Below are 21,126 nucleotides of genomic sequence, written 5' to 3'. Positions count from 1 at the left end.
TTTCGACGCTAGCGGAACGGATACATCCAGACCTTGTAGTCTCCGATCAAATCATGGGCCTTGGCGATTTCCTCGGGGGTCATTTTCTTGACCACCTCTTCTTGGCTGATCGCGGCGTCGGGATCGCCGCCAATGGCCGACAGGGCATACCACATATAGGCCCGCACCAAGTCCGGGGCGGGCATGCCCAGCCCGACCTCATAGTACCAGCCGACGCCCGATTGAGCGCCCGGATGCCCCTTCATCGCCGAGCGGAGGTACCATTCAAACGCGCGGATCTCGTCCTTTTCGACGCCGAGGCCCAGGGCGTACATGACGCCGATCAGCTCCTCCGCGTCGGCATTGCCGGACCTTGCGGCAGGCCAGAACGCCGCCAGGGCCTCTTCAAAGCGACCGGCTTCCATCAGGTCGCGTCCATCTTCGATGTCCGCCGCCGCAGGGCTGGCCAACGCGGCCACAAGCGCAAGGTATTTCATGGTATCCTCCTGGGCGCGACCATGGCCGGGGCCCCCCTGGCGGCGCAAGAGGTGCCGTTCCATCCCTTCGATGATGCGCGGGCGCGCATTGGCCAATTGCTGTTCTACGATCCCATCCTGTCGGGAAATCAGAACATCTCCTGCGCGACCTGCCATCACCATGAGACCTTTTCTGCCGACGGGCTGAGCCTTGGCATCGGAGAGGGCGGACGCGGGATCGGGCCAAAGCGCGTGGTGGGCGAGGGCTTGGATGTGATCCGAAAGCGTGTGCCGCGCAACGCGCCGGGCTTGTGGAACATCGGAGCAAAGGAGTTCACGACCTATTTCCATGACGGACGGGTCAGCCATGGCGAGAACTATGGCAACGGCTATGTCACGCCCGCCGAGGAATGGCTGCCCGAAGGGTTGCCCAACCTTTTGGCCGTGCAGGCGATCTTTCCACTGACCGCGCAGTTCGAGATGGCCGGGAACACGGGCGAGAACGAGGTGATTGGCGCAGTGCAGGACCGGATCGACCTGGGCTGGCCGATCCTGGCTAAGCGGGTGCGAACCATCCCGGCCTACGGCGAGGCATTGGCGGCTTCCTTCGATCTGCCCTCGACCGAGGATGTCACGATCACCCATATCGCCATCGCGCTGGCGGATTTCATGAACAGCGAGTGGCGCAGCTTCGACAGCCCCTATGATCTGTGGCTTGCGGGGGAGGGGGAACTGACGCCCGCCCAGGCCCGCGGGCATGACCTCTTCTTTGGTGCGGGGGGGTGCGCGACCTGTCACGGCGGGCCGTTGTTCACCGACCACGGGTTCCACGCCCTTGCCCTGCCGCCCTTTGGCCCTGGCCGCACGCGGCGGTTCGACCCAATCCCCCGCGATGTGGGCCGCATGGCGGAGACGGACGACCTGGAGGACGCCTACCGCTTCCGCACGCCCAGCTTGCGCAACGTGACCCTGACCGGGCCATGGGGGCACAACGGGGCCTATCCGACGTTGGAGGGGATCATCCGGCACCATGCCGATCCCTTGGCCGCCCTAGACGTATGGACGCCCGACCTGGCGCGCCTGCCTAAGGCGCCGGCTGTGGAGGCCATCGACTTCGTGATCCAGAGCGATGCGCGAGAGATGGCCCGGGTGCGCGCCACTGTCGACATCGCGCCTGTGGCCCTGACAGACGGTGATGTGGCTGATCTGGTGGCGTTTCTCGGCGCACTGGAAGGCGGCGACAGCAAATACGGGCGCCTCGGCGTGCCTGACGCCGTCCCAAGCGGATTGGAGGTCGAGCGGTGACACGGCTGGTTGTCGCGGGCATCGCGGTCATGGACTACGTCCAGCGGGTCGCGGCGCTGCCGGTGGGAGAGGGCAAGCATCGCTCGACCTCGTTTGAGCGGATCGGTGGGGGATGCGCCGCTAACGCCGCTGTGGGCGCCGCCAGATTGGGGGCAGAGGTGACGCTGATCACGCGGCTGGGTGTCGATGCCACGGGCGACGAATTGGCCGCCATGCTGATGGCGCGGGGCGTGCGGCCCGCCTTTGCGCGCGGGGGGCGGACCCCGCTGAGTTCGGTCATGGTGGACCCGGCGGGCGAGCGGATGATCGTGAACTTTCCGGGCGATGGCCTGCCGTCGGACCCGCCAGCTGTGCCGCCTTGTGACGCGGCTTTGGTGGATTGCCGATGGCCGGAGGCCGCCGAGGCCGTGCTCAGGGCCGCGCAGCACGCGGCGGTGCCCGGTGTTCTCGACGGAGAGAAATACACGCCCGACCCCCTGGCGGCCCTTGCCACCCATGTGGTGTTCAGCGCGCCCGGGTTGCGGGACTTCAGTGGGATCGACGCCTTGCCTAAAGCCCTGGCCGAGGCCGCCAAACGCTTGCCTGGATTAGTCGCCTATACCAATGGGCCAGATGGCGTTCACTGGGCCCATGGCCCGCAGATTGCCGCCGTTCCTGTCACAGCCGTCGATACCTTAGGGGCCGGGGATCTGTGGCACGGGGCCTTCGCGCTGGCCCTCGGGCGTGGCCGGGACCTCATCGCCGCATCCACATTTGCCAACCGGGCCGCCGCGCTGAAATGCACGCGGGCGGGCGGTTGGGACGCCTATCCTACAGATACCGAACTGGAGACCCCATGACCCTCTCGCTGACGCCCGGCAAACAGCTGGGCTTCCGCCGCATGTCCGACGCGGCTGGCCGCTTCAAGATGACCGCCGTGGATCAGCGCCCGCCGATCAAGGGACCCATCGCCGCCGCCCATGGGGGCGAGGCCCCGTGGGAGAAGGTGGCAGAGGTCAAGACCGCGCTGATGGAGGCTTTGCAGCCGTCCTCCACCGCAATGCTGCTGGACCCCCATTACGCGATCCCCCACGGGTGGCAGGCGTTCGACCCACGCAAGGGTCTGATCGTGACGTTGGAGGACTCGCTGTTTCGGGACACGGGTCAGGGGCGCTTCTCAGCCGAGATCGACGATTGGTCCGTGGGCAAGATCAAGCGGATGGGTGGCGATGCGGTGAAGGTGCTGGCCTGGTTCCGGCCCGATATCTCGGAAGAGGTGCGCGTGGCGCAGGAAGATTTCGTCAAGCGGACCGGGGATTTATGCGCAGCCCTCGACATCCCGTTCCTGTTCGAACTGCTGGTGCATCCCGTGGAGAACGATGCGGAGCAGACCTCCGAGTACACGGAGATGGCGACCAAGCATTCGGACCACGTGCTGCGGTCGGTCGAGCACTTTGCGGGTGCGGACTACGGCGTGGACGTCTTCAAGCTGGAAAGCCCCGTGCCCGCCAAAGGCATCACGGGCGGCGATAGGGCCGTGCAGGACCTGTTCGATGAGATGGGGAGGCTGGCCGCGCGGCCTTGGGTGATGCTGTCGGCGGGGGCTGGTAAGGGCGATTTCAAGACGGTTTTGGACTACGCCTATGCCGCTGGCGCGTCTGGGTATTTGGCGGGGCGGGCGATCTGGCTCGATGCGTTCAACGCCTGGCCGGATATGGAGGCGATGAAGGCCGGATTGGTTCAGGAGTCGATGCCCTACATGGCGGAATTGAACGCGCTGACGGACGCCAAGGCGACGCCTTGGCACGCCCATCCGGCTTATGGCGGTGCGGGTCTGGCCTTTGTCGATCCCTCTGCCGGGTTCCGCCATGGCTACGGGGACATCCTATGAAGGTGGGGATCCTGCCGCTGGCGCGGCCCACGTTCGACGTGCCCTTCGCCGAGGAAAAGCTGGCCGCGATGCTGTGGGCGTTGGACGCCTCGGGGCATGAGATCATTGGGCCGCGCGACCTGCTGATGGGGCCGGACGAGGGGGCATTGGAGGTTGTTGCGGGAGCGGATATCCTGTTGATATTACAGGTGACCTTCACCGATGCGGCCTTTGCCACCCGTGCTGCCATGGGTTTTGAGGGACCCGTCGCCATCTGGGCCGTGCCGGAGCCTCGGCTGGGCGGGCGGCTTCGCCTGAATGCCTTCTGCGGCCTCAATCTGTTGTCCCACGCTTTGGGCCTGAACGACCGGCGGTTCACCTGGGCCTATGGCGATAGCGTCGACTTAGACACGCTGTTGACCGGAGCGCCGGTGGAGCCTCGGGTTGGGGTGCCGTCTGAGGCGGCGCCCGTTGCGATCCGGCGGGACCTGCGGATCGGGCGGATTGGGGAGCGGCCCGAGGGGTTCCACACCTGCGACTATGATGGGCCTGCGTTGCAGGCGCTGACGGGGGCTCGGGTGACGGAGCTTGCGCTGCCTGATCTGTTTGCCCGTGCGCGGGCCTTGCCCGACGCGGAGGTCGCGCCCTACGCCGCCAAGGCCGCCGATCTGGGCGGGCTGGCCGATCTGGACGCCGGAGAATTGGACCGGTCGCTGCGCCTTGCGGGCGCGCTGGATGGGCTTAAGGCGGAGCGTGGGTTCGACGCAATGGCCATTCGCTGCTGGCCGGAGACCTTTACCGAATATGGGGGCGCGGTCTGTGGTCCGGTATCGATGCTGGGGGAGGCGCGCACCCCCTGCGCCTGTGAGGTAGACGTCTACGGCGCGGTGACCCAGGCGATCTTGCAGGATGTGGCGGACGCGCCGGTGTTCCTGGCGGATTTGGTGGATATGGATGCCGAGACGGGCGTTGTCTGGCACTGTGGTCAGGCGCCTGCGTCCATGGCCGCAAGCGCGCCGGGGGCGACGGTGCACACGAACCGTAAGCAGGCGCTTTTGTTGGAGTTTCCGCTGAAGGCGGGGCGCGTGACGCTCTTCCGTTTGAGCCAGGCCTACGGCCAGGCTCAGGCCGTCATCGCGACCGGTGAGGTGCTGGACCGACCCATGGCGTTTACCGGCACGAGCGGCGTGGTGCGGTTCGACCGAGGGGCCGAGGCCGTCTGCAAGGACGTCATGGCCAGCGGGTTGGAGCATCACATGGCGCTGGTCTACGGCGACCATGCCGAGGCGCTGCGCGGGGTCGCGGCGGGTCTGGGCATCCCGGTTCTGGAGCTAGGCGCATGATCCGATACGGTTTGATCGGGGCTGGCATGATGGGCCAGGAACATATTCGCAATATCAACCTGTTGGACGGCGCGGCGGTGACCGCCGTGGCCGACCCGGACGAGGGGATGCGGGCGCTCTCCTTGGCCACCGCCCAGGGCGGGACGGGCTATGCCACCACCTCCGAGATGCTGCGCGACGCCGACTGCGATGTCTATTTGGTGGCCGCGCCCAACGACCTCCATGCGGGGATCCTGCAGGACCTGATGGCGACCGAGAAGCCGATCCTGGTGGAGAAGCCGCTGGCCACCACGACCGCCGACTGCCGCGATCTGCTGTCCATGTCGCGGGGGCGCCTGGCGCCTATTTGGGTGGCTATGGAGTACCGGTATATGCCGCCGATTCAAAGGCTTATGCAGGCAATCGACCAGGGGGCGACGGGTGATCCGCGCATGATATCCATCCGGGAGCATCGCTTTCCCTTCCTGCCCAAGGTGGACGATTGGAATCGCTTCAACGCGCGGACGGGGGGGACGCTGGTCGAGAAGTGTTGCCATTTCTGGGACTTGATGCGGCTGATCCTGAAGTCCGATCCGGTGCGGGTCTATGCGAGTGCAGGTGTCGACGTCAATCATCGCGACGAACGCTATGCGGGCGGCATCCCGGACATCGTGGACAATGCCTATGTCGTCGTCGATTTCGCCAATGGTACCAGGGGGATGCTGGACCTGTGTATGTTCGCCGAAGGCTCCCACTGGCAAGAGTTCGTGGCCGTGACAGGGCCGCGGGCGCGGTGCGATGCTTTGATCCCTGGGCCTGCGCGCTTTGCGCCGGACGGGGCCCCGCGCGAGGCGGAGTTCGTGACGTCTGTGCGGGCGCTCAAGGAGGAAGTGCGGGAGGTGGTGCATACCCCGCCCGAGTTGTTGATCGCGGGGGATCACCACGGCTCGACCTTCTATCAACATGAGCGATTTCTGAGGCTTGTGCGCGATGGCAAGGGTGTGCCCGAGGTCACCTTGGAGGACGGATATTGGTCCGTGATGGTGGGCGAGGCGGCGGAGGAATCCGCGCGCTCGGGCCAGGCGATCTCGTTGGTTGGGCGGGGGCCATGAGCGTTTTGGACCTAGCCGTGGGATGGGGGCGTCGCTGCGTACACCTTCCGTGCACCCCCTGTGCAGACGCCGATGGCGCCGACCCATGCGCGCGAGACCGGAGACTGGTGCGATGATCCTGATCACAGAGTTCATGGATGAGGCTTGGGTCGATTGGCTTCGGGCGCGGGCCGAGGTGACCTATGCGCCGGACCTGCCGGATCGACCGGACGCGTTGATGACGATGGTTCAAACCGCCAGGGCGCTGATCGTGCGCAACCGGACGCAGGTGCGCGGGGACCTGCTGGGCGCCGGGTTCACCTGCGTCGGACGGTTGGGCGTGGGCCTCGACAACATCGACATGGAGGGCTGTGCCGCGCGGGGGATCGAGGTCTACCCAGCGGTGGGCGCCAATACGCTATCGGTTGCGGAATACGTCGTGACGACCGCCGCCGTGCTGTTACGCGGGGCCTATATGATGCGCGCCGAGATGGAAGCCGGGGCCTGGCCGCGCGGACCTGCGGGGCAGGGGCGAGAGATCGCGGGCAAGGTGCTGGGTCTGCTCGGCTATGGCGAGATCGCCCGCAAGACTGGCGCGCTGGGCCGGGCGCTGGGGATGGAGGTGATCGCCGCTGACCCCTATGCCAAGGACTTCGAGGGCGCGCGCGCGGTGTCTGTCGATGAGGTCATAGCGCAGGCCGATGTGGTCTCGCTGCACGTTCCCTTGACCGAAGAGACGCGCGACCTGATCGACGGCGCGGCACTGGCGCGGATGAAACCCGGTGCCATCCTGGTGAACGCGGCGCGGGGCGGCGTGGTGGACGAAGGGGCGGTCTGCGACGCGCTCCGCTCGGGCCACCTGGGCGGCGCGGCGCTGGATACCTTCGCGACGGAACCGCTGGGGGCCGCGCACCCCTTCGCGGGCGTGCCCAACCTGATCCTGACCCCCCACATCGGCGGCGTGACAGCTGAGGCCAACGCGCGGGTGTCAGAGATGACGGCCCGTCGGGTGGCGGCGCATCTGGGGCTAGAGTGACCATGGACCTGAACCGATATGTCATCTCGGGCCACGGGCTAACCGCGACGTTTACCGACTGGGGCGCCTCGCTGGTCGATCTGCGCCTGGAAGGTCATGCCCCGCCCCTGGTGCTGGGGTTGGAGCAGTTGGAGGGCTACGCTGCGGGTCACGCCAGCTATATGGGTGCGATGGTCGGGCGCTGTGCCAATCGGATGGCGCAGGGGCGGTTCACCTTGGACGGCCAGGTCCACCAGCTGGATCGGAACTTCCTGGACAAACACCACCTGCATGGGGGCAGCGCGGGGATCGGCAAACGCGTCTGGCGGGTGGTGGAGCAGGGTGACGACGAGATCGCGTTCCAGATCGACCTAGCCGACGGCGAGATGGGGTACCCCGGTGCGATGCACCTTGAGGCGCGGTTTCGCTGCGGTCCAGAGGCGACGCTGCGGATCGACTATCACGCGCGGGCCGACGCGGCGACGCTGTGCAATATCGCCCACCACTCCTATTGGTGTCTGGATGATAGCGGCAGCGTTGCGGACCACATTCTGACCGTGGCGGCGGATCGCTATACGCCCGTGGACGCGGAGTTGATCCCGGTCGGCGTGGCCCCCGTTGACGGCACGGCGTTCGATTTCCGCGGCGGGCAGGCGCTGCCTGGGGACGGGTTGCTGGACCACAACCTGTGTCTGTCGGACGGGCGGGAGGCCTTGCGGCAGGTGGGTGTTCTGCGCTCCCGCGTGAGCGGGGTGGCCATGGCCATCTGCACAACGGAGCCGGGCTTGCAGGTTTATGACGGGGCCAAGCTGTCCCCGCCCGTGCCGGGGTTGGACGGGCGGCGCTACGGCGCACATGCCGGGGTCGCGCTGGAACCCCAGGTCTGGCCCGATGCGCCCAATCACGACGATTTCCCGGAGGCGACGCTGCGACCGGGCGAGACCTATCATCAGATCACAACCTTCTCGTTTTCAAAGGACTAAACCATGGCATTCCAGACCTGGATGAAAGAGGCCAACCTGATCGGCGGCGCCTGGGTGGGGGCAGACAGTGGCAAGACCATCGATGTGACCAACCCCGTGGATGGCGCGGTGATCGGCACGGTTCCTGGCGGTGGCACCGCCGAGACGGAGCGGGCGATTGCCGCCGCCGCCGAGGCCTTCTCGGCGTTCCGGGATATGTCGCTGATGGAGCGCTGCGGCCTGCTGTGGAAGCTGCACGATGCGCTGATGGACAACCAGAAAGACCTGGCGGAGCTGCTGACTGTCGAGATGGGCAAGCCCCTAGCCGAGAGCATGGGTGAGATCGCCATCGGTGCGCAATATGTCCGTTGGTTCGCGGAGGAGGCGCGCCGTGCCAAGGGGGAGATCGTGCCCGCCGGGGTGAACGGGCGGCGCATTCTGGTGACCAAGCATGCCATTGGCGTGGTGGGGATGGTGACGCCCTGGAACTTTCCGTCGTCCATGTTGGCGCGCAAGGTGGCGCCAGCCCTGGCCGTGGGCTGTACAGTGGTGGCCAAGCCCGCAACGGCCACGCCCTATAGCGGGTTGGCCTGGGGCGCCTTGGCCGAGGAGGTCGGCTATCCGGCTGGTGTGGTCAATGTGGTCACGGGCTCCGCACGGGAAATCGCGGGCGCGATGATGGCCGCGCCAGAGGTGCGCAAGATCACGTTTACCGGGTCCACCGAAGTGGGCAAGGAGCTGATCCGGCAGTCGGCGGATACGGTCAAGAAGGTCTCCATGGAGTTGGGCGGCAATGCGCCCTTTGTGGTGTTCGACGATGCGGATTTGGACGCTGCGGTCGAGGGGGCCATGGTGTCCAAGTTCCGCAATGCGGGCCAGACATGTGTCTGCGCGAACCGGATCTATGTGCAGGCGGCGGTGCATGACGCGTTTGTCGCGAAGCTGGTGGAGAAGACCCGTGCGCTCAAGGTCGGCGACGGTTTGGAAAGCGGCGTCGAACAGGGGCCGATGATCGACATGGATGCGGTCGAGAAGGTGGAGGAGTTCGTGGCAGATGCCCGCGCCCAAGGCGGCGAGATCGTCACAGGCGGCGCGCGGCATAGCAATGGCGGGACCTTCTTTGAGCCGACGGTGGTCACCGGCGCGACCCAGGCGATGAAGTTCGCCACGGAGGAGATCTTCGGCCCGTTGGCGCCCGTGTTTAGGTTCGAGACCGAGGCGGAGGCCATCGCCATGGCCAATGACACGGTCTACGGGCTGGCCTGCTACGCCTACACCAAGGATTTGGGGCGGGCGTTCCGCCTGAACGAGGGGCTGCAATACGGGATGATCGGGATCAACTCCGGCCTGATCACCACGGTGGAGGCGCCTTTTGGCGGTGTGAAGGATAGCGGTCTCGGGAAAGAAGGCGGATCCCAAGGGCTAGAGGATTACCTAGAGACGAAATATGTCTGCATCGACGGCATTTGAGGGGGGCAAACTTTTCGTTGAAAAGTTTGGCAAAAGTCTTCGCTGAAGACTTTTGTCCCCGATCAAGGACGGCGTCTGGGGGTGAGGGTGTCCACCTGCGTGCGCAGGACGAAGGCTGCCACGACCCCGGCGACGGCCCCGAACAAATGCGCCTCCCAGGAGATGCCGGGCTGGCCTGGCACCACGCCCCAAACCATCGCCCCGTAGGTGAGCCCAACGCCAAGGGCTACGGCCAAGGGGACGGGCGCGCGGTCCACCGCGCCCCGGGCCACCAAAAAGCCGAACCATCCAAAGATAAGGCCCGATGCGCCGATGTGGATCGCGGCGCTGCCCAGAAGCCAAACCAGCGCGCCACCCAGCCCGACGATGATACCATTGACCGCGAGCAGGGCCCGCGTGCCCGTCACGGCTAGCAGGCCGCCCATCACGACAAGCGGGGGCGTGTTCGCCGCCAGATGGCCGAAACTCCCGTGGAGAAGCGGCATGCCAAGGATCCCGTCCAAGCCATAGCTCGATCTGGGGACGAGGCCGAAGGCGCGGTTGAGGCTGTAGCCGGTGATCCAATTGACGATCTGCAGCGCCCAAAGGACGCCTACGAAAAAGCCTAAGAGCAGGAGGCGTTTCAGGTATGGGCGGACAAACCGGCGAAGTTGCATGGTCGGAGCCTAATGCGCCGGTAACGGATGTCGAGAGGCACGGGCGGCATGGGCCAACGCGGGGCACTGGAGACTTGGGAGGCTATATGGTTTGCCAAGGGGGGCCGTCCCACACTTCGTCCCGACTGGGTTCATGGCACGTCTGTTCGCTGCGGACTGCGTCAATACCCGCCCGGACGGCGGACATTCACCCTGTCTTTGGCGGCATAATTGCCCGGCGGTCCCAATGCCTTTCCGATGCCTGGATGTTCGGAAACCTTTTCCAAGGCACAGCGCTACGAACTCCCATTGGCGGGCCCTCGACGACCGGTGGCATAGGCCCAAAGGCTGAGCACGACAGCCGCCGTCGATACGATGGTCATGACCGTTCCGGGAAAGACCTTCACGAACCCGCCGAGGTCCATGAACACGAAGTAGCCGACATCCGTGACCCAGCCGACAATGGCGGTCATGAAGATCCCGACCGCCGACCCGCGCCAAACGAAGACCGCGCCGAGCGTCGTAAACGTGCCGATCCAGAGCAGGTTGAACCCATGCTGGTTGAGGACGGCGCCGACGGCTGGGTGGTAGTCTAAGACCAGGAAAGCAGGGTCGACCCCGTCGGCGATGGCCGCCACGGCCGCGCTTGTCCCGTTGAGTATCGTCATGATGCCCGCAAACATATGCACAAGGCCCCAAACGACCCACAGCACCGCGGCGATCTTGAGGGCAAGCGACTGTTGGTTGGCCATGGGAGCCCCCTCTGCGATACGAGAGCGGGCAAGCGACCGCTTATTGTGGATGAAGTCCACTATTTACTATTGGTAGACAAAGTCAACAGAATTATGCAGGCACAAGACACCGAGTTGGCCCTTTTGATTGATCGCTTCATGCGGCGCATTCACTTTGGGCTCCAATCGAAGTCCCATGATTTCGACACGCAGAACGTGGGTCCTGGCGGGGGCATCGTGCTGTTGACGCTTGCGGACATGGGCCAGGTTGGTTTGCAGGACCTGACCCGCCGGGTAGCGCGGGACAAATCGCAGATGACCCGGACCATCCGGTCGTTAGAGGGCAAGGGCCTGGTCTGTCGCAGCCCCTCCGCGCAGGACGCCCGCGTCACGCTTGTGTCGCTGACGCCAGAGGGGAAAGACGTGGTTCGCGCCCTCCAGGCGGCTGTGGCCGAGACCATCAGTGAGATCCTGACCCCGATCACACCGTCGGAGGAGGCGACGCTGAAGGATCTTCTGACACGCGCTTTGGCAGAGGCCAGCGACGCGGTCCGTGGTCGCGACTGAAGGGCCACGCGCGCGCAGTCCAGGGTTGACGCCCGACCGCCCGCCGACAACCGTCCGGGGACGGGAGTTGAATGGAGGATGCCCCCATGAGTGATCCGATCCGCTGGGGCGTGCTGGGCGCGTCGAACTTTGCGCGCAAGGACATGGCTCCCGCGATCCACGCCGCCCGTGGGCATGTCCTTGCAGCGCTGGCCACGCGCTCCCCCCAGAAGGCGGAGCCCTTCGCGGCCATCGCGCCTGGTTTGCGCGTCCATGTCGACTATGACGCCCTTTTGGCGGACCCCGAGATCGACGCCGTCTATGTCCCCTTGCCCCACACGATGCATGTGGACTGGGGGATCAAGGCGCTGGAGGCCGGCAAACACGTGCTGGTGGAAAAGCCCGTCGCCATGTCCGAGGCCGAGATCGCGCCCCTGATCGCCGCACGGGATCGGACCGGGCTGCAGGCCGCTGAGGCCTATATGATCGTGCATCATCCCCAATGGGCCTTGGTCCGCGACCTGCTGTCGGACGGCGCCATCGGGCGGCTGCGCCATGTGGAGGGCGTGTTCACCTACGACAATTCGGCGGATCCGGGAAACATCCGCAACGCGGCGGCCATGGGGGGCGGTGCGCTGCCGGATATCGGGGTCTATACCTATGGTTGCACGCGCTGGGCCACTGGGGCGGAGCCTGATGCGATCACCCATGCGGACATCGAGTGGGAGAACGGCTGCGATGTCCTGGCCCGCGTTTCGGCCCGTTTTCCGGGGTTTACGGCCCATTGGGTCAATTCCATGCGGCTGTTGCCCGAGCAATTCATGCTGTTCCACGGCGAGGCTGGGCTGATCCGCTTGGCGACGCCCTTCAATGCGGCGCGCTTTGGGGAGGCCTCGGTCGACTGGCGCGGGCGCGACGGGATCACCCATCGGCGCAGCTGGCCGGGCCTGGATCAGTATGTTTTGCAGGTCGAGGCCTTTGGGGCGGCCATTCGTGGTGAGGCGCCGTTCCCGTGGACCCTCGAAAACGCGGCGGGCACCCAGAGGGTGATTGATATGGCCTATGCGGCCGCCGGAGGACGCCCGGCTGTGTGATCGGGTTGCTCTCTGTCATAGGGTGCGTGGTCGGTGGCGTCAGGGAGCAGGAGCATAGGCTGAGCCGCCGTGGTACGCCCCGTTGGTGGCCCGAAAGCCAGCGGTAAGCCATGGCGCTTCGTACGGTCGAGGATCCGTTTGCCCATCCGTCTGGGTTGATCTCCTGTTGGCACACGACCCGCGCATTGGCGGCGGGCGGCGGGCAGCGGGAACCCTTTGGCCTGCCCTCGGTTGGGTTTGTCCCATGTCCAAGCGGAGATCCCCATGTCGAAGTCGCTTTTGATTTATGGTGCAGAGGGTGCCACGGGCTCCAGGTTGGTCGATCTGGCGCTGGAGCGGGGGCATTGCGTCCGTGCGGCCCATACGCCCGGTCCCCCTCCCGACAGGTCCCATCCGAACCTGGAATGGGTGGCTGCCGATCTTATGGCGCCCGAGGGCTTGGCCCATCAGATGGATGGTCTTGATGCGGTGTTGAACGCGGTTGGCATTGATGCGGGCGTTAAGACGGCGGTTTGTCCGCCGAAACTGCACACGGAAGGCACGTTAAACCTGATCCTCGCCATGCGCGCGGCCTCGGTGGATCGCTTGGTGACCATTTCTGCCAGTTTCGTGGAAACCTTGGACCGGGGGCCGATCTGGTTTCGAGCCGCCGCTGCCACGGGGCTGCGCGCGATCTTCGATCAAATGGCGGAGATGGAGCGCCTGTTGCGGGCGACCGAGACGCTCCGGTGGACGGCGGTGCGACCGGGGTGGCTGCTGGATGAAGCGATGTCAGGGGATTATCAGACGTTCGAGCGGGTGATCCCACCCTCGCTGATCCGTACCCGTACCGGAGATTTGGCGGCCTTCATGCTGCGCTGCGTCGAGGAGGACCTTCACGTGCGCGAAACGCCTGCCATAGCGCGGGCGGAGGACCCCTCCAAGAGCGGCCCGGACGCGGTGTTGCGTGAAATGATCGGCTGACGGGGCGTCTGGACGCCGTTCGGTGTGACCCCGTTGAGGGGGCCGGGTCGGGCGATGGGAGCTAGGTGAAGCTCTGTGGCGCCCGAGCGCTTGTGTGCCTTGGCCGGGGCGGCCTGTTGCTGTGGCCCGATGGGGGCGTGTCGAGGCCTGGGCGTCCTGACCGTCTTTGGGTGCCTTTATTATCTATCGTCGCACGGACAGCCGATTGGGTCTGAGGCGGAATGACGGTGCGCCGCTGTGGCGTGGGGTTATTGGCCCGAGGGTGGGCCGGACCCTCGCTGTCAGACCCGGTTGGCGATCTCGATCAGATTTCCGTCGGGGTCCCGCAGATAGATCGACAGGATCGGCCCCGTGGCGCCGGTCCGGGGCACGGGACCTTCCTCGATGGGAACGCCTTCGTCGGCCAGGTGGGTTTGCCAGTCCGACAGGGGCGCGTCCGACAAGAAGCACATGTCGGCGGTGCCGGGACCGGGGTGCGCCGCATGGGGCCGAAACTCCGCCCCCGCAGCGTGCAGGTTGATCTTTTGCGACCCGAAGCTCAGCGCCAACCGGGTGGTGCCATCGGCGGGGCGGAACACTTCGCGCCGCGTGCCCAACACCCGATCGTACCAAGCGGCAGTGGCCTCCGGGTCGGCAACGGTCAGAACCAAGTGGTCGAGGGCGTCGATCTTCATCTTGCGCTTTCCTCTGGGCTGGGAAACGGTGATGCCATGTCTCCGCCCCCTATGCGCGTCGTCAAGGATGTCTTGGATCCGGCCCGGTCCGCTGCCTGCGCGGCTGTCCTTGGGCGGCCCGTCCCGAACGACGTTCTGCCGCCGTTCTGGCACCACCTTCACTTTTGGGATGTCAGCCCGCCAGATGCCCTGGGGCGCGATGGCCATCCGGCCCAGGGCAAGAGCTTGGTTCCCGACGTGGGCCTGCCCCGCCGCATGTGGGCGGGCGGGACCGTGTACTGGGTCGCGCCGCTGCATCTGGGGCGCCCTGCGGAGCGGCAAACGCGGTTGGGGCCAGTGCAACAGAAGAAGGGGCGAAGCGGTCCCTTGGCGTTGGTGTGTCTGCACCACGAGGTTTGGCAAGACGGGCGCCTGTGTCTGCGCGAACGGCAGGATCTGGTCTATCGCCCAGATCCGGCGCCGGACAGCCCGGCGCCCGCCCCACCCCGAGCGGCGCGCGCCCCGGTGGAGCGCGTGCAGGTCTTCGATGACATGACCTTGCTGCGGTATTCCGCGCTGACGATGAACGGACATCGCATCCATTGGGACAAAGGCTATGCCACCGGGGTCGAAGGCCACCGGGGCCTCGTGGTGCATGGGCCGTTGCTGGCAGAGGGGCTGATCGCGCTGGCGGAGGCGGAACTGGGCCCATTGGCCCATGTGAGCTACCGCGCGACGGCCCCCGCCGTGGTGGGGGAGACGGTGACGTTTTGCCTGGACGGGACCCGGGCTTGGGTGCGTGGGGCGGCGGGTGAAGCCTATATGACCGCGGAGGTGCGCGCCCGGGGGTAGGGGCGCGGGGTCGGCGTTTGTGCGCAGGTGTCCTGGACCGATTGCTGTGTTTTGGCGGCTTTCATCGACGGGCGATGTTGGGACCTTGGCCCTGTGCAGAAGCGGCCGTCTGCTCTGCGCTTGCCAAGGGCAGGCGACGCGCGATATGCCTTTTCACCCGAGCCGAGACGTCTGAGATCGGAGGCGGGCATGGGGCTTGTTCCGAACCCTGAGGCTAGGCGGCAGGTGTGTGCCCGTCAAGCTAGGGAGACGACCCCACCCGGCCTAGCGCAGAGGCACGTCAACGAAGCCCGTCCGGGGCAAGGCGCCCGGCCCACCGCGCGACAGTCCCGGCCCCTAGACCCCAGCCGCGACGATGGCATCCGCCAAAATCGGAACGGTCTGTGCGTTCAGCCCGGCGATGTTGAGGCGGGAGTCGCCCACCATATACACGCCGTGATCGCGGCGCATGGCCTCCACTTGCTCGGGCGTTGCGCCCAAGCGGGAGAACATGCCCCGATGCGCGGCCAGGAACCCGAAGCGATCCGAGCCGACCCGGTCTCGGAGTGCTGTGGCCAGTGCCTCGCGCAGGCCCAGCATGCCCAGGCGCACCTCCTCCAACTCGGCGGCCCAATCGGCGCGGAGGGTGTCATCGGTCAAGATCATGGTGACCACCCGCGCGCCGTGGTCGGGCGGAAAGCTGAAGTTTAACCGGTTGAGCGAGGCCATGGCCCCTTGGGTGACCTTCAGGTGGTCCGCGGACGGTGCCATGGCCATCAACAGACCAGTGCGTTCCCGGTAGATGCCGAAATTCTTGGAGCAGGAGGCCGCGATGATCGCCTCGGGCACGGATTGAAGGATCAGCCGGGTGGCTTCGGCGTCCGCCTCCAACCCGTCGCCAAAGCCCTGGTAGGCGATGTCGACGAAGGGCACCGCGCCCCGGTCGGCCAAGAGATCAGCGATGGTGCGCCATTGGTCCAAGGTCAGGTTGGCGCCCGTCGGGTTGTGGCAGCAGCCGTGCAGGATGACCGCATCGCCAGCGGCGACCCCGGCCAAATCCTCGACCATCCCGTCGAAATCCACGCCGCGGGTGTCATCGTCGAAATAGCGGTAGCTGGCGGTGGGCATCCCCAGGTAGCCCACGATGGCTGGGTGGTTCGGCCAGGTGGGGTTTGACATCCAAACGCGGGCCTCGGGCGTGGCCAGGCGGATCAACTCCAACCCTTGGCGGATGGCGCCGGTGCCGCCGGGCGTGGCGACGGCGGCCAGCCGTCCTTCAGGGCGCGCGTCGCCCAGCACAAGGTCCGACAGAGCATCCGCGTAGGCGGGATCCCCGGCCAGACCTGTATAGGCTTTGGTGTCCTGTTCCTCGACCAGCTGACGTTCGGCGGCCTTAACGGCACGCATGACCGGGGTCAGACCGCTCGCATCCTTATAGACGCCCACACCCAGGTCGATCTTGCCGGGGCGGGGATCTTCCCGGAAGGCGGCCATCAAGGCGAGGATCTTGTCAGGGGCTTGCGGGGTCAGGGCGGTCAGCATCAGGCCTCTCCGGTCTCGATCTTCAGGTCGGGGTACATGCCCCATTCAGCCCAGGAGCCATCGTAGAGCGCGTGGTCCTTATGCCCCAAACGCGCCAAAGCCAAGTTCAAGATCGCCGCTGTTACCCCCGACCCGCAGGAGGTGATCACGGGCTTATCCAGCTCAATTCCGGCGGCATCGAAGGCCGCGCGCAGCCCGGTGGCGTCTTTCATGGTGTGATCGGGGTTCAGCACCTCGGCGAAGGGCAGGTTGCGCGACTTGGGGATGTGCCCGGCCCGCAGACCTGGACGAGGCTCCTCCACCTCGCCCCGAAACCGGGTGGCCGCGCGGGCATCCAGCACTTGGGTATGGCCCAGCTTCGCGGTCTGCGCGACTTCGGTGACGTCCTTCATCAGGTGGGGCTGGGGGGCAGGGGTCATGTGCCGGTCACGGATCTGGGGCAGTTCGGACGTGACCTCGCGCCCTTCGGCCACCCATTTGGGCAAACCGCCGTCCAGCACCGCCGCCCGTTGTCCGAACAGCCGGAACAACCACCACAGGCGCGCAGCCGAAAACAGCCCCGCCGTGTCATAGATCACCACGGTATGCCCATCGCCCACACCCAGGCGACGCATCCGGGACATGAACTTTTCCAGGGGCGGCGCCATATGGGGCAGGGCCGAGCGTCCGTCGCTCACGTCATCGAGCGCGATGAACCGCGCGCCCGGAATATGGGCCTCGCCGTATTCAACCAGGGGGTCGCGGCCGGTATCGGGCATGTGCCAGGACGCATCAATCAGGCGCAAATCCGGGGAGGTCAGCCGCGTGGCCACCCAATCGGTCGAGACCAGCGTGGCTGGATCGTCCCCCACCACCGGTGTCAAATCACTCATACCTCTGCCTCCTTCCGGGCATGCCGTTCGGCGAAGACCCCGCGCCAACTGGGGTCGAGCGCCGCCAGATGGGCCAGCGCGGCCTCGTCATCGCCCGCCTGCTTGGGGTCGAACAGGGCACGGGCCACGCGGTTCACGGTCCATTCGGGATGGGGCCGCTCTAAAACGGTGACCGCGTCCCCAACCGCGACCGAGCCTCCCTCGATGACCCTGAGATACCAGCCCGTCCGCCGTGTCTTGCGTACGCGGTAGGCCATCGTGTCCTCGCCCACATGGGCCGAAAGCTTCCAACAGGGTTGCCGTCCCTGGCTGACAGCCACGGTCGCCGTGCCCAGGCGCCAGACGTCGCCGATGCTCACCTCTGTTTCGGTCCAATCGGGGAGGGAGATGTTTTCACCAAACCCACTGGGGGTGAACCGCGCGTTGGGACCCAAATCCTCGATCCAGCGCGGATAGTGGACCGCCGGATAGACGTGGATCGCCTTGCCCGTGCCGCCATGGACCCGCAGGTCTGCCTGGGCATCGCCCACAAGGCCGGTTGCGCCCACGGCCACACGACCCGGCGCCGCGACTTTGGCGATGGCCGATGGGGCCTTGCCCGGCCACAGGTTCTGGACCTGCCCCAAGTAGAGGCCTGCGATATGGGTTGTGTCGCTCACGCCATTGTCCCCCATTGCCCCGGACACACGGGGCCATCCGTTCCGATTAGACCCGCGACAGCGACGTTGCAACGCACCCGGTTCTGGAAAGCCGCGACACCGGGGCGCAACGGGGCGAAAACAGGGTTGCCACGGGGGCGACACCCTCCTATCAGGCGCCCTTCAACCGCAGGCGGACACCCTTGGAGGCCGCCTCAAACGATTCTGATTGGAGAACTGACATGGCTGGTGAGATTCCAGATCTCGTTGCTCATGCACGGACGGGGACGGGCAAGGGGGCCGCTCGTCAAGCACGCCGCGAAGGCATGGTGCCCGGCGTGGTCTATGGCGGTGGCGCCGACCCGATGCCCATCCAGGTGCCATTCAACGACCTGCTGAAAAAGCTGAAGGCCGGGCGGTTCCGCTCCACCCTTTGGAACCTGAAGATCGACGGCCAGGAAGACGTGCGCGTCATCTGCCGCGATGTTCAGCGTGACGTGGTCAAGGACCTGCCCACCCACCTGGACCTGATGCGCCTGCGCCGCACGTCCAAGGTGAACCTGTTCATCCCCGTGGTCTTCGAAGGCATCGAAGGTGCCCCCGGCGACAAAAAGGGCGGTGTTCTGACCGTCGTGCGCCCCGAAGTCGAACTGCGCGTGACAGCCGGTGAGATCCCCGAGCAGATCACTGTCGATTGCTCCAAGATCGAGATCGGCGACACGATCACCATCTCGGATGTGGATCTGCCGTCGGGCGCGAAGCCGACCATCGACCGCGATTTCGTTCTGGCCAACATGCAGGCCCCGTCGGGTCTGTCCGCCTCGTCCGATGACGAGGGCGAAGGCGAAGACGGCGAAGCCGCCGCCGAAGGCTGATCACGCAGCCCGGTTCGGGCAGGCGATGAGATGAAAATTGGGGCGCGAGGCCGAAAGGTCTCGCGCCCCTTTGCATTCGGGACCCGTGTGCACATGGTCGGTCCCGACTGTCAGGCAGATGTCTGGGTCGATCAGTCGTCGGAAGTGACCGAGCGGACGGCGGCGGATCCGCCTTTGACGACCAACTTACCCGCGCCGACCCCCGTTTTGACGACCGTCCGCGTGGCGAAGAGGCCCGCATCGACCGTGTTGTCGACCACTTGTTCGGTGGAGCAGGCCGAGAGCGTGGCGACGGCAACCACCAGGGCCACGGCAGTTTTCTTCGAGATCATGGCAGATCCTTTCGTGACGCGCTGCCCTGGCTGCGGTCCCTCCCTGGTGCGCAGCGCGGCACATTTGGGGGCCGGAGCGGTCCTGCCGCTCTGTTGGTGGAGCGATACGGCAGTCTCTTGCATTCGCATAACGAATAAGAATTGCATTTCAGGTGAGTATCTCTGATACATTTGCCATGGACATCACCCTGATCCGCACCTTTCTGGCCGTCTCGGACACGGGCAGTTTCGTCGCCGCATCCGCCCGCCTATTCGTAACGCAATCGGCGGTCAGCCTGCGCATCCAGCGGCTGGAGGACAGCCTGGGCCAAACGCTGTTCACACGCTCCAAGGCAGGGGTGGCGATGACGCCCGCTGGGACGGCCTTTGAACGCTATGCCATCAGCCTGTTGAAACTGTGGGAGGAAGCGCGCCAGCAAGTGGCCCTGCCCGAGGGCTATGCCCGGAGCCTGTCGATCGGCGCGCAGTATTCCCTTTGGCCGCGCCTTGGCTTTGGATGGTTTGACAGGCTGCGAGCAGCTGCGCCCGACCTTGCCCTGCGGGGCGAGATTGGCATGCCGGATCGGCTGACGCGGTTTCTGATCGAGGGCGTTATTCAGGCGTCCTTGACGTATATGCCCCAAACCCGTCCCGGTCTGACCGTGACGCCGGTGATGGAGGACGAGCTGATCCTCGTATCTTCGTTCGTGGCAGCTGATCCCGCAGCAGTTGCCGAGGCCTATGTGTTCATGGACTGGGGGCCGGAGTTCACCCAGGCCCATGCCACTGGCCTGCCCGAGTTGACCCGTGGTGGCATCACCCTGGGTCTGGGCGCCTTGGCGGTGGAGTATGTGTTGGGCCGTCGGGCCGCGGCCTACCTGCCAGCCCGGTCTGTTCAATCTTTCTTGGACCAGGGCAAGCTGTATCTGGTGCCAGACGCGCCCCGGTTTGCCTATCCCATCTGGCTTGTGATCCGAGATGATATGGACGCGGACCTGGCCAACCTTGCCCGGACCACCCTGTCGGATGTGGCGGGGCGGACAGAGGCGGCCCAAGGGGTCGTGATGGAGGCCCTGGCGGAGTTAAGCGCTTTTGAGGGTGTGCCGCTTTTGGGGGATTTGCCGGAGTGAACGCGGGCGTGGAGCGACCGGTCTCCTTGTGTTCAAGTGGTCCTTGGTGGTCCATCTGTTGGCGGAGAGCCGTCGTCTGTCGATGAGGATACTTCAGGCCTGCGCGTTCTGTGTGCGGGGCCTCACGAACGCCCAGCGCCGACGATGGCGTTGGCCGACCGACTGCACTCCGCTTCGGAGCGTGGTGCGGCCTTCGCTGCGCCAGTCCGCGCCTGTGCCAAGCGCGGTCCCGCGCCCCAAGGCCATTGCAACGGGTTTGTACCTGGGACGCAGGGGCGAGGCCTTAGCCCGTTGCGCGGGCTTTCAACGCCTCCATCAGCGCGGCGAGGGCTTTGGCGTTGATCTCATTGGTCAGGCGGCCCTCGTCATCGAACTGCTGCGCGGCGGCGCCCACCAGAACCTCTGGTCCGGCTAAGGCGTCGGCGCGGAACGGGGCCATGCACGCGCGGAGCATGGTTTGCGCTCGCTCTCCGCCCGAGCGACCGGCGGTGGCCGATACGATGGCGACAGGCTTGTCGGTCCAAACACCGCCTTTCACGCGGCTCACCCAGTCCAGGGCGTTCTTCAGCACGCCGGACGGGCCTTTGTTGTACTCAGGGGTTGCGATGATGATGGCAGGCGCGGCGGCAATTTGCTCGCCCAGGCGGGTCACGCCCCCCGGCAGACCGTCAGCCTCTTCGACATCGCCATCATAGAGAGGAAGGCGCAGATCGCCTTCGACGAGGGGGGCATCGTAGAGGCGCGCGGCCTCCCGCAGAAGTACGCGGTTGAGAGAGCCCGCCCGGAGAGAGCCGCAGAGGCCCAAAACATGTGTCATGTGACGTCCTTCCAAACTG

At 65.9% G+C, this 21,126-nt stretch carries 23 protein-coding genes; 14 read left to right on the top strand and 9 right to left on the bottom strand.

What is annotated here, in order from left to right; all coding sequences use genetic code 11:
* Positions 1–8 precede the first annotated feature (8 nt).
* Positions 9–476, bottom strand: a complete 468-nt coding sequence (locus K5R33_RS07920) for a tetratricopeptide repeat protein (protein WP_220748457.1) — start codon at positions 474–476, stop codon at positions 9–11.
* A 21-nt stretch (positions 477–497) separates the two neighbouring features.
* Here K5R33_RS07920 and K5R33_RS07915 point away from each other — a divergent pair, with 21 nt between their 5' ends.
* The 8 genes from K5R33_RS07915 to K5R33_RS07880 all read left to right on the top strand — a co-directional run bounded on the left by K5R33_RS07915 (position 498) and on the right by K5R33_RS07880 (position 9,469).
* Entirely contained in the window at positions 498–1,760 is a 1,263-nt protein-coding gene (locus K5R33_RS07915) for a cytochrome-c peroxidase (RefSeq protein WP_220748456.1), read from the top strand.
* Positions 1,757–2,599, top strand: coding sequence for a PfkB family carbohydrate kinase (locus K5R33_RS07910; RefSeq protein ID WP_220748455.1), 843 nt, complete (start codon positions 1,757–1,759; stop codon positions 2,597–2,599). Before K5R33_RS07915 ends, K5R33_RS07910 begins: the two co-directional genes overlap by 4 nt.
* The gene (locus K5R33_RS07905; RefSeq protein WP_220748454.1) at positions 2,596–3,630 is read left to right on the top strand and encodes a tagatose 1,6-diphosphate aldolase; all 1,035 of its coding nucleotides are present in this window, start codon (positions 2,596–2,598) and stop codon (positions 3,628–3,630) included. Before K5R33_RS07910 ends, K5R33_RS07905 begins: the two co-directional genes overlap by 4 nt.
* Complete coding sequence (locus tag K5R33_RS07900; protein WP_220748453.1) at positions 3,627–4,952, top strand: L-fucose/L-arabinose isomerase family protein; 1,326 nt, start codon at positions 3,627–3,629, stop codon at positions 4,950–4,952. The genes K5R33_RS07905 and K5R33_RS07900 overlap by 4 nt, the downstream gene beginning before the upstream one ends.
* Positions 4,949–6,043 carry a Gfo/Idh/MocA family protein gene (locus K5R33_RS07895; RefSeq protein WP_220748452.1) on the top strand — a complete coding sequence of 365 codons (1,095 nt, stop codon included), beginning with the start codon at positions 4,949–4,951 and terminating at the stop codon, positions 6,041–6,043. The genes K5R33_RS07900 and K5R33_RS07895 overlap by 4 nt, the downstream gene beginning before the upstream one ends.
* 112 nt (positions 6,044–6,155) lie before the next feature.
* On the top strand, positions 6,156–7,058 hold the full coding sequence (locus K5R33_RS07890; RefSeq protein WP_220748451.1) for a hydroxyacid dehydrogenase: 903 nt from the start codon (positions 6,156–6,158) through the stop codon (positions 7,056–7,058).
* A 2-nt stretch (positions 7,059–7,060) separates the two neighbouring features.
* On the top strand, positions 7,061–8,020 hold the full coding sequence (locus K5R33_RS07885; protein ID WP_220748450.1) for an aldose epimerase family protein: 960 nt from the start codon (positions 7,061–7,063) through the stop codon (positions 8,018–8,020).
* A gap of 3 nt (positions 8,021–8,023) precedes the next feature.
* Positions 8,024–9,469, top strand: a complete 1,446-nt coding sequence (locus K5R33_RS07880) for an NAD-dependent succinate-semialdehyde dehydrogenase (protein ID WP_220748449.1) — start codon at positions 8,024–8,026, stop codon at positions 9,467–9,469.
* 62 nt (positions 9,470–9,531) lie between these two features.
* Here the strand turns inward: K5R33_RS07880 and K5R33_RS07875 are convergent, their stop codons facing one another.
* Together K5R33_RS07875 and K5R33_RS07870 are read right to left on the bottom strand one after the other, a co-directional pair.
* Entirely contained in the window at positions 9,532–10,125 is a 594-nt protein-coding gene (locus K5R33_RS07875) for a rhomboid family intramembrane serine protease (protein WP_220748448.1), read from the bottom strand.
* A 275-nt stretch (positions 10,126–10,400) separates the two neighbouring features.
* Positions 10,401–10,856, bottom strand: a complete 456-nt coding sequence (locus tag K5R33_RS07870; protein ID WP_220748447.1) for a hypothetical protein — start codon at positions 10,854–10,856, stop codon at positions 10,401–10,403.
* Between the two features lie 93 nt (positions 10,857–10,949).
* On the opposite strand from K5R33_RS07870, the gene K5R33_RS07865 reads away from it, so the two are divergent.
* The 3 genes from K5R33_RS07865 (at position 10,950) to K5R33_RS07855 (ending at position 13,438) form a co-directional block, all read left to right on the top strand.
* Positions 10,950–11,402: a MarR family winged helix-turn-helix transcriptional regulator gene (locus K5R33_RS07865; protein ID WP_220748446.1), complete on the top strand. Its 453-nt coding sequence runs from the start codon at positions 10,950–10,952 to the stop codon at positions 11,400–11,402.
* Positions 11,403–11,488: 86 nt separating this feature from the next.
* Complete coding sequence (locus K5R33_RS07860; RefSeq protein WP_220748445.1) at positions 11,489–12,475, top strand: Gfo/Idh/MocA family protein; 987 nt, start codon at positions 11,489–11,491, stop codon at positions 12,473–12,475.
* A 264-nt stretch (positions 12,476–12,739) separates the two neighbouring features.
* Positions 12,740–13,438, top strand: coding sequence for an NAD(P)-dependent oxidoreductase (locus K5R33_RS07855; RefSeq protein ID WP_255576225.1), 699 nt, complete (start codon positions 12,740–12,742; stop codon positions 13,436–13,438).
* A 281-nt stretch (positions 13,439–13,719) separates the two neighbouring features.
* Here K5R33_RS07855 and K5R33_RS07850 read toward each other — a convergent pair whose 3' ends face one another.
* Positions 13,720–14,112 (bottom strand): VOC family protein, encoded by a 393-nt coding sequence (locus tag K5R33_RS07850; protein ID WP_220748444.1) that lies wholly within the window; start codon positions 14,110–14,112, stop codon positions 13,720–13,722.
* 36 nt (positions 14,113–14,148) lie between these two features.
* Here K5R33_RS07850 and K5R33_RS07845 point away from each other — a divergent pair, with 36 nt between their 5' ends.
* The gene (locus K5R33_RS07845; RefSeq protein ID WP_220748443.1) at positions 14,149–14,943 is read left to right on the top strand and encodes an HTD2 family dehydratase; all 795 of its coding nucleotides are present in this window, start codon (positions 14,149–14,151) and stop codon (positions 14,941–14,943) included.
* A 336-nt stretch (positions 14,944–15,279) separates the two neighbouring features.
* On the opposite strand, the gene K5R33_RS07840 is transcribed toward K5R33_RS07845, so the two are convergent.
* Genes K5R33_RS07840 through K5R33_RS07830 form a run of 3 tightly spaced genes read right to left on the bottom strand, consistent with a single transcriptional unit; the run spans position 15,280 to position 17,995 of the window.
* Positions 15,280–16,464 (bottom strand): amino acid aminotransferase, encoded by a 1,185-nt coding sequence (locus K5R33_RS07840; RefSeq protein ID WP_220748442.1) that lies wholly within the window; start codon positions 16,462–16,464, stop codon positions 15,280–15,282.
* Positions 16,464–17,336: a 3-mercaptopyruvate sulfurtransferase gene (gene sseA, locus K5R33_RS07835; RefSeq protein WP_220748441.1), complete on the bottom strand. Its 873-nt coding sequence runs from the start codon at positions 17,334–17,336 to the stop codon at positions 16,464–16,466. The genes K5R33_RS07840 and sseA overlap by 1 nt, the downstream gene beginning before the upstream one ends.
* Positions 17,333–17,995, bottom strand: a complete 663-nt coding sequence (locus K5R33_RS07830) for an MOSC domain-containing protein (RefSeq protein WP_220748440.1) — start codon at positions 17,993–17,995, stop codon at positions 17,333–17,335. The genes sseA and K5R33_RS07830 overlap by 4 nt, the downstream gene beginning before the upstream one ends.
* Before the next feature lie 221 nt (positions 17,996–18,216).
* Between K5R33_RS07830 and K5R33_RS07825 the strand changes: the two genes are divergently transcribed.
* Positions 18,217–18,849 carry a 50S ribosomal protein L25/general stress protein Ctc gene (locus K5R33_RS07825; RefSeq protein WP_220748439.1) on the top strand — a complete coding sequence of 211 codons (633 nt, stop codon included), beginning with the start codon at positions 18,217–18,219 and terminating at the stop codon, positions 18,847–18,849.
* Positions 18,850–18,980: 131 nt separating this feature from the next.
* Here K5R33_RS07825 and K5R33_RS07820 read toward each other — a convergent pair whose 3' ends face one another.
* Positions 18,981–19,181: a hypothetical protein gene (locus tag K5R33_RS07820; RefSeq protein WP_220748438.1), complete on the bottom strand. Its 201-nt coding sequence runs from the start codon at positions 19,179–19,181 to the stop codon at positions 18,981–18,983.
* Positions 19,182–19,357: 176 nt separating this feature from the next.
* Between K5R33_RS07820 and K5R33_RS07815 the strand changes: the two genes are divergently transcribed.
* Positions 19,358–20,290 (top strand): LysR family transcriptional regulator, encoded by a 933-nt coding sequence (locus K5R33_RS07815; protein ID WP_220748437.1) that lies wholly within the window; start codon positions 19,358–19,360, stop codon positions 20,288–20,290.
* A gap of 283 nt (positions 20,291–20,573) precedes the next feature.
* Here the strand turns inward: K5R33_RS07815 and K5R33_RS07810 are convergent, their stop codons facing one another.
* Positions 20,574–21,107, bottom strand: coding sequence for an NADPH-dependent FMN reductase (locus tag K5R33_RS07810; protein WP_220748436.1), 534 nt, complete (start codon positions 21,105–21,107; stop codon positions 20,574–20,576).
* Positions 21,108–21,126: the final 19 nt, after the last annotated feature.

The sequence above is a fragment of the Jannaschia pagri genome, from assembly GCF_019655435.1.
GTDB lineage: Bacteria > Pseudomonadota > Alphaproteobacteria > Rhodobacterales > Rhodobacteraceae > Jannaschia > Jannaschia pagri.
This window is presented reverse-complemented; position numbering and strand designations above follow the sequence as displayed.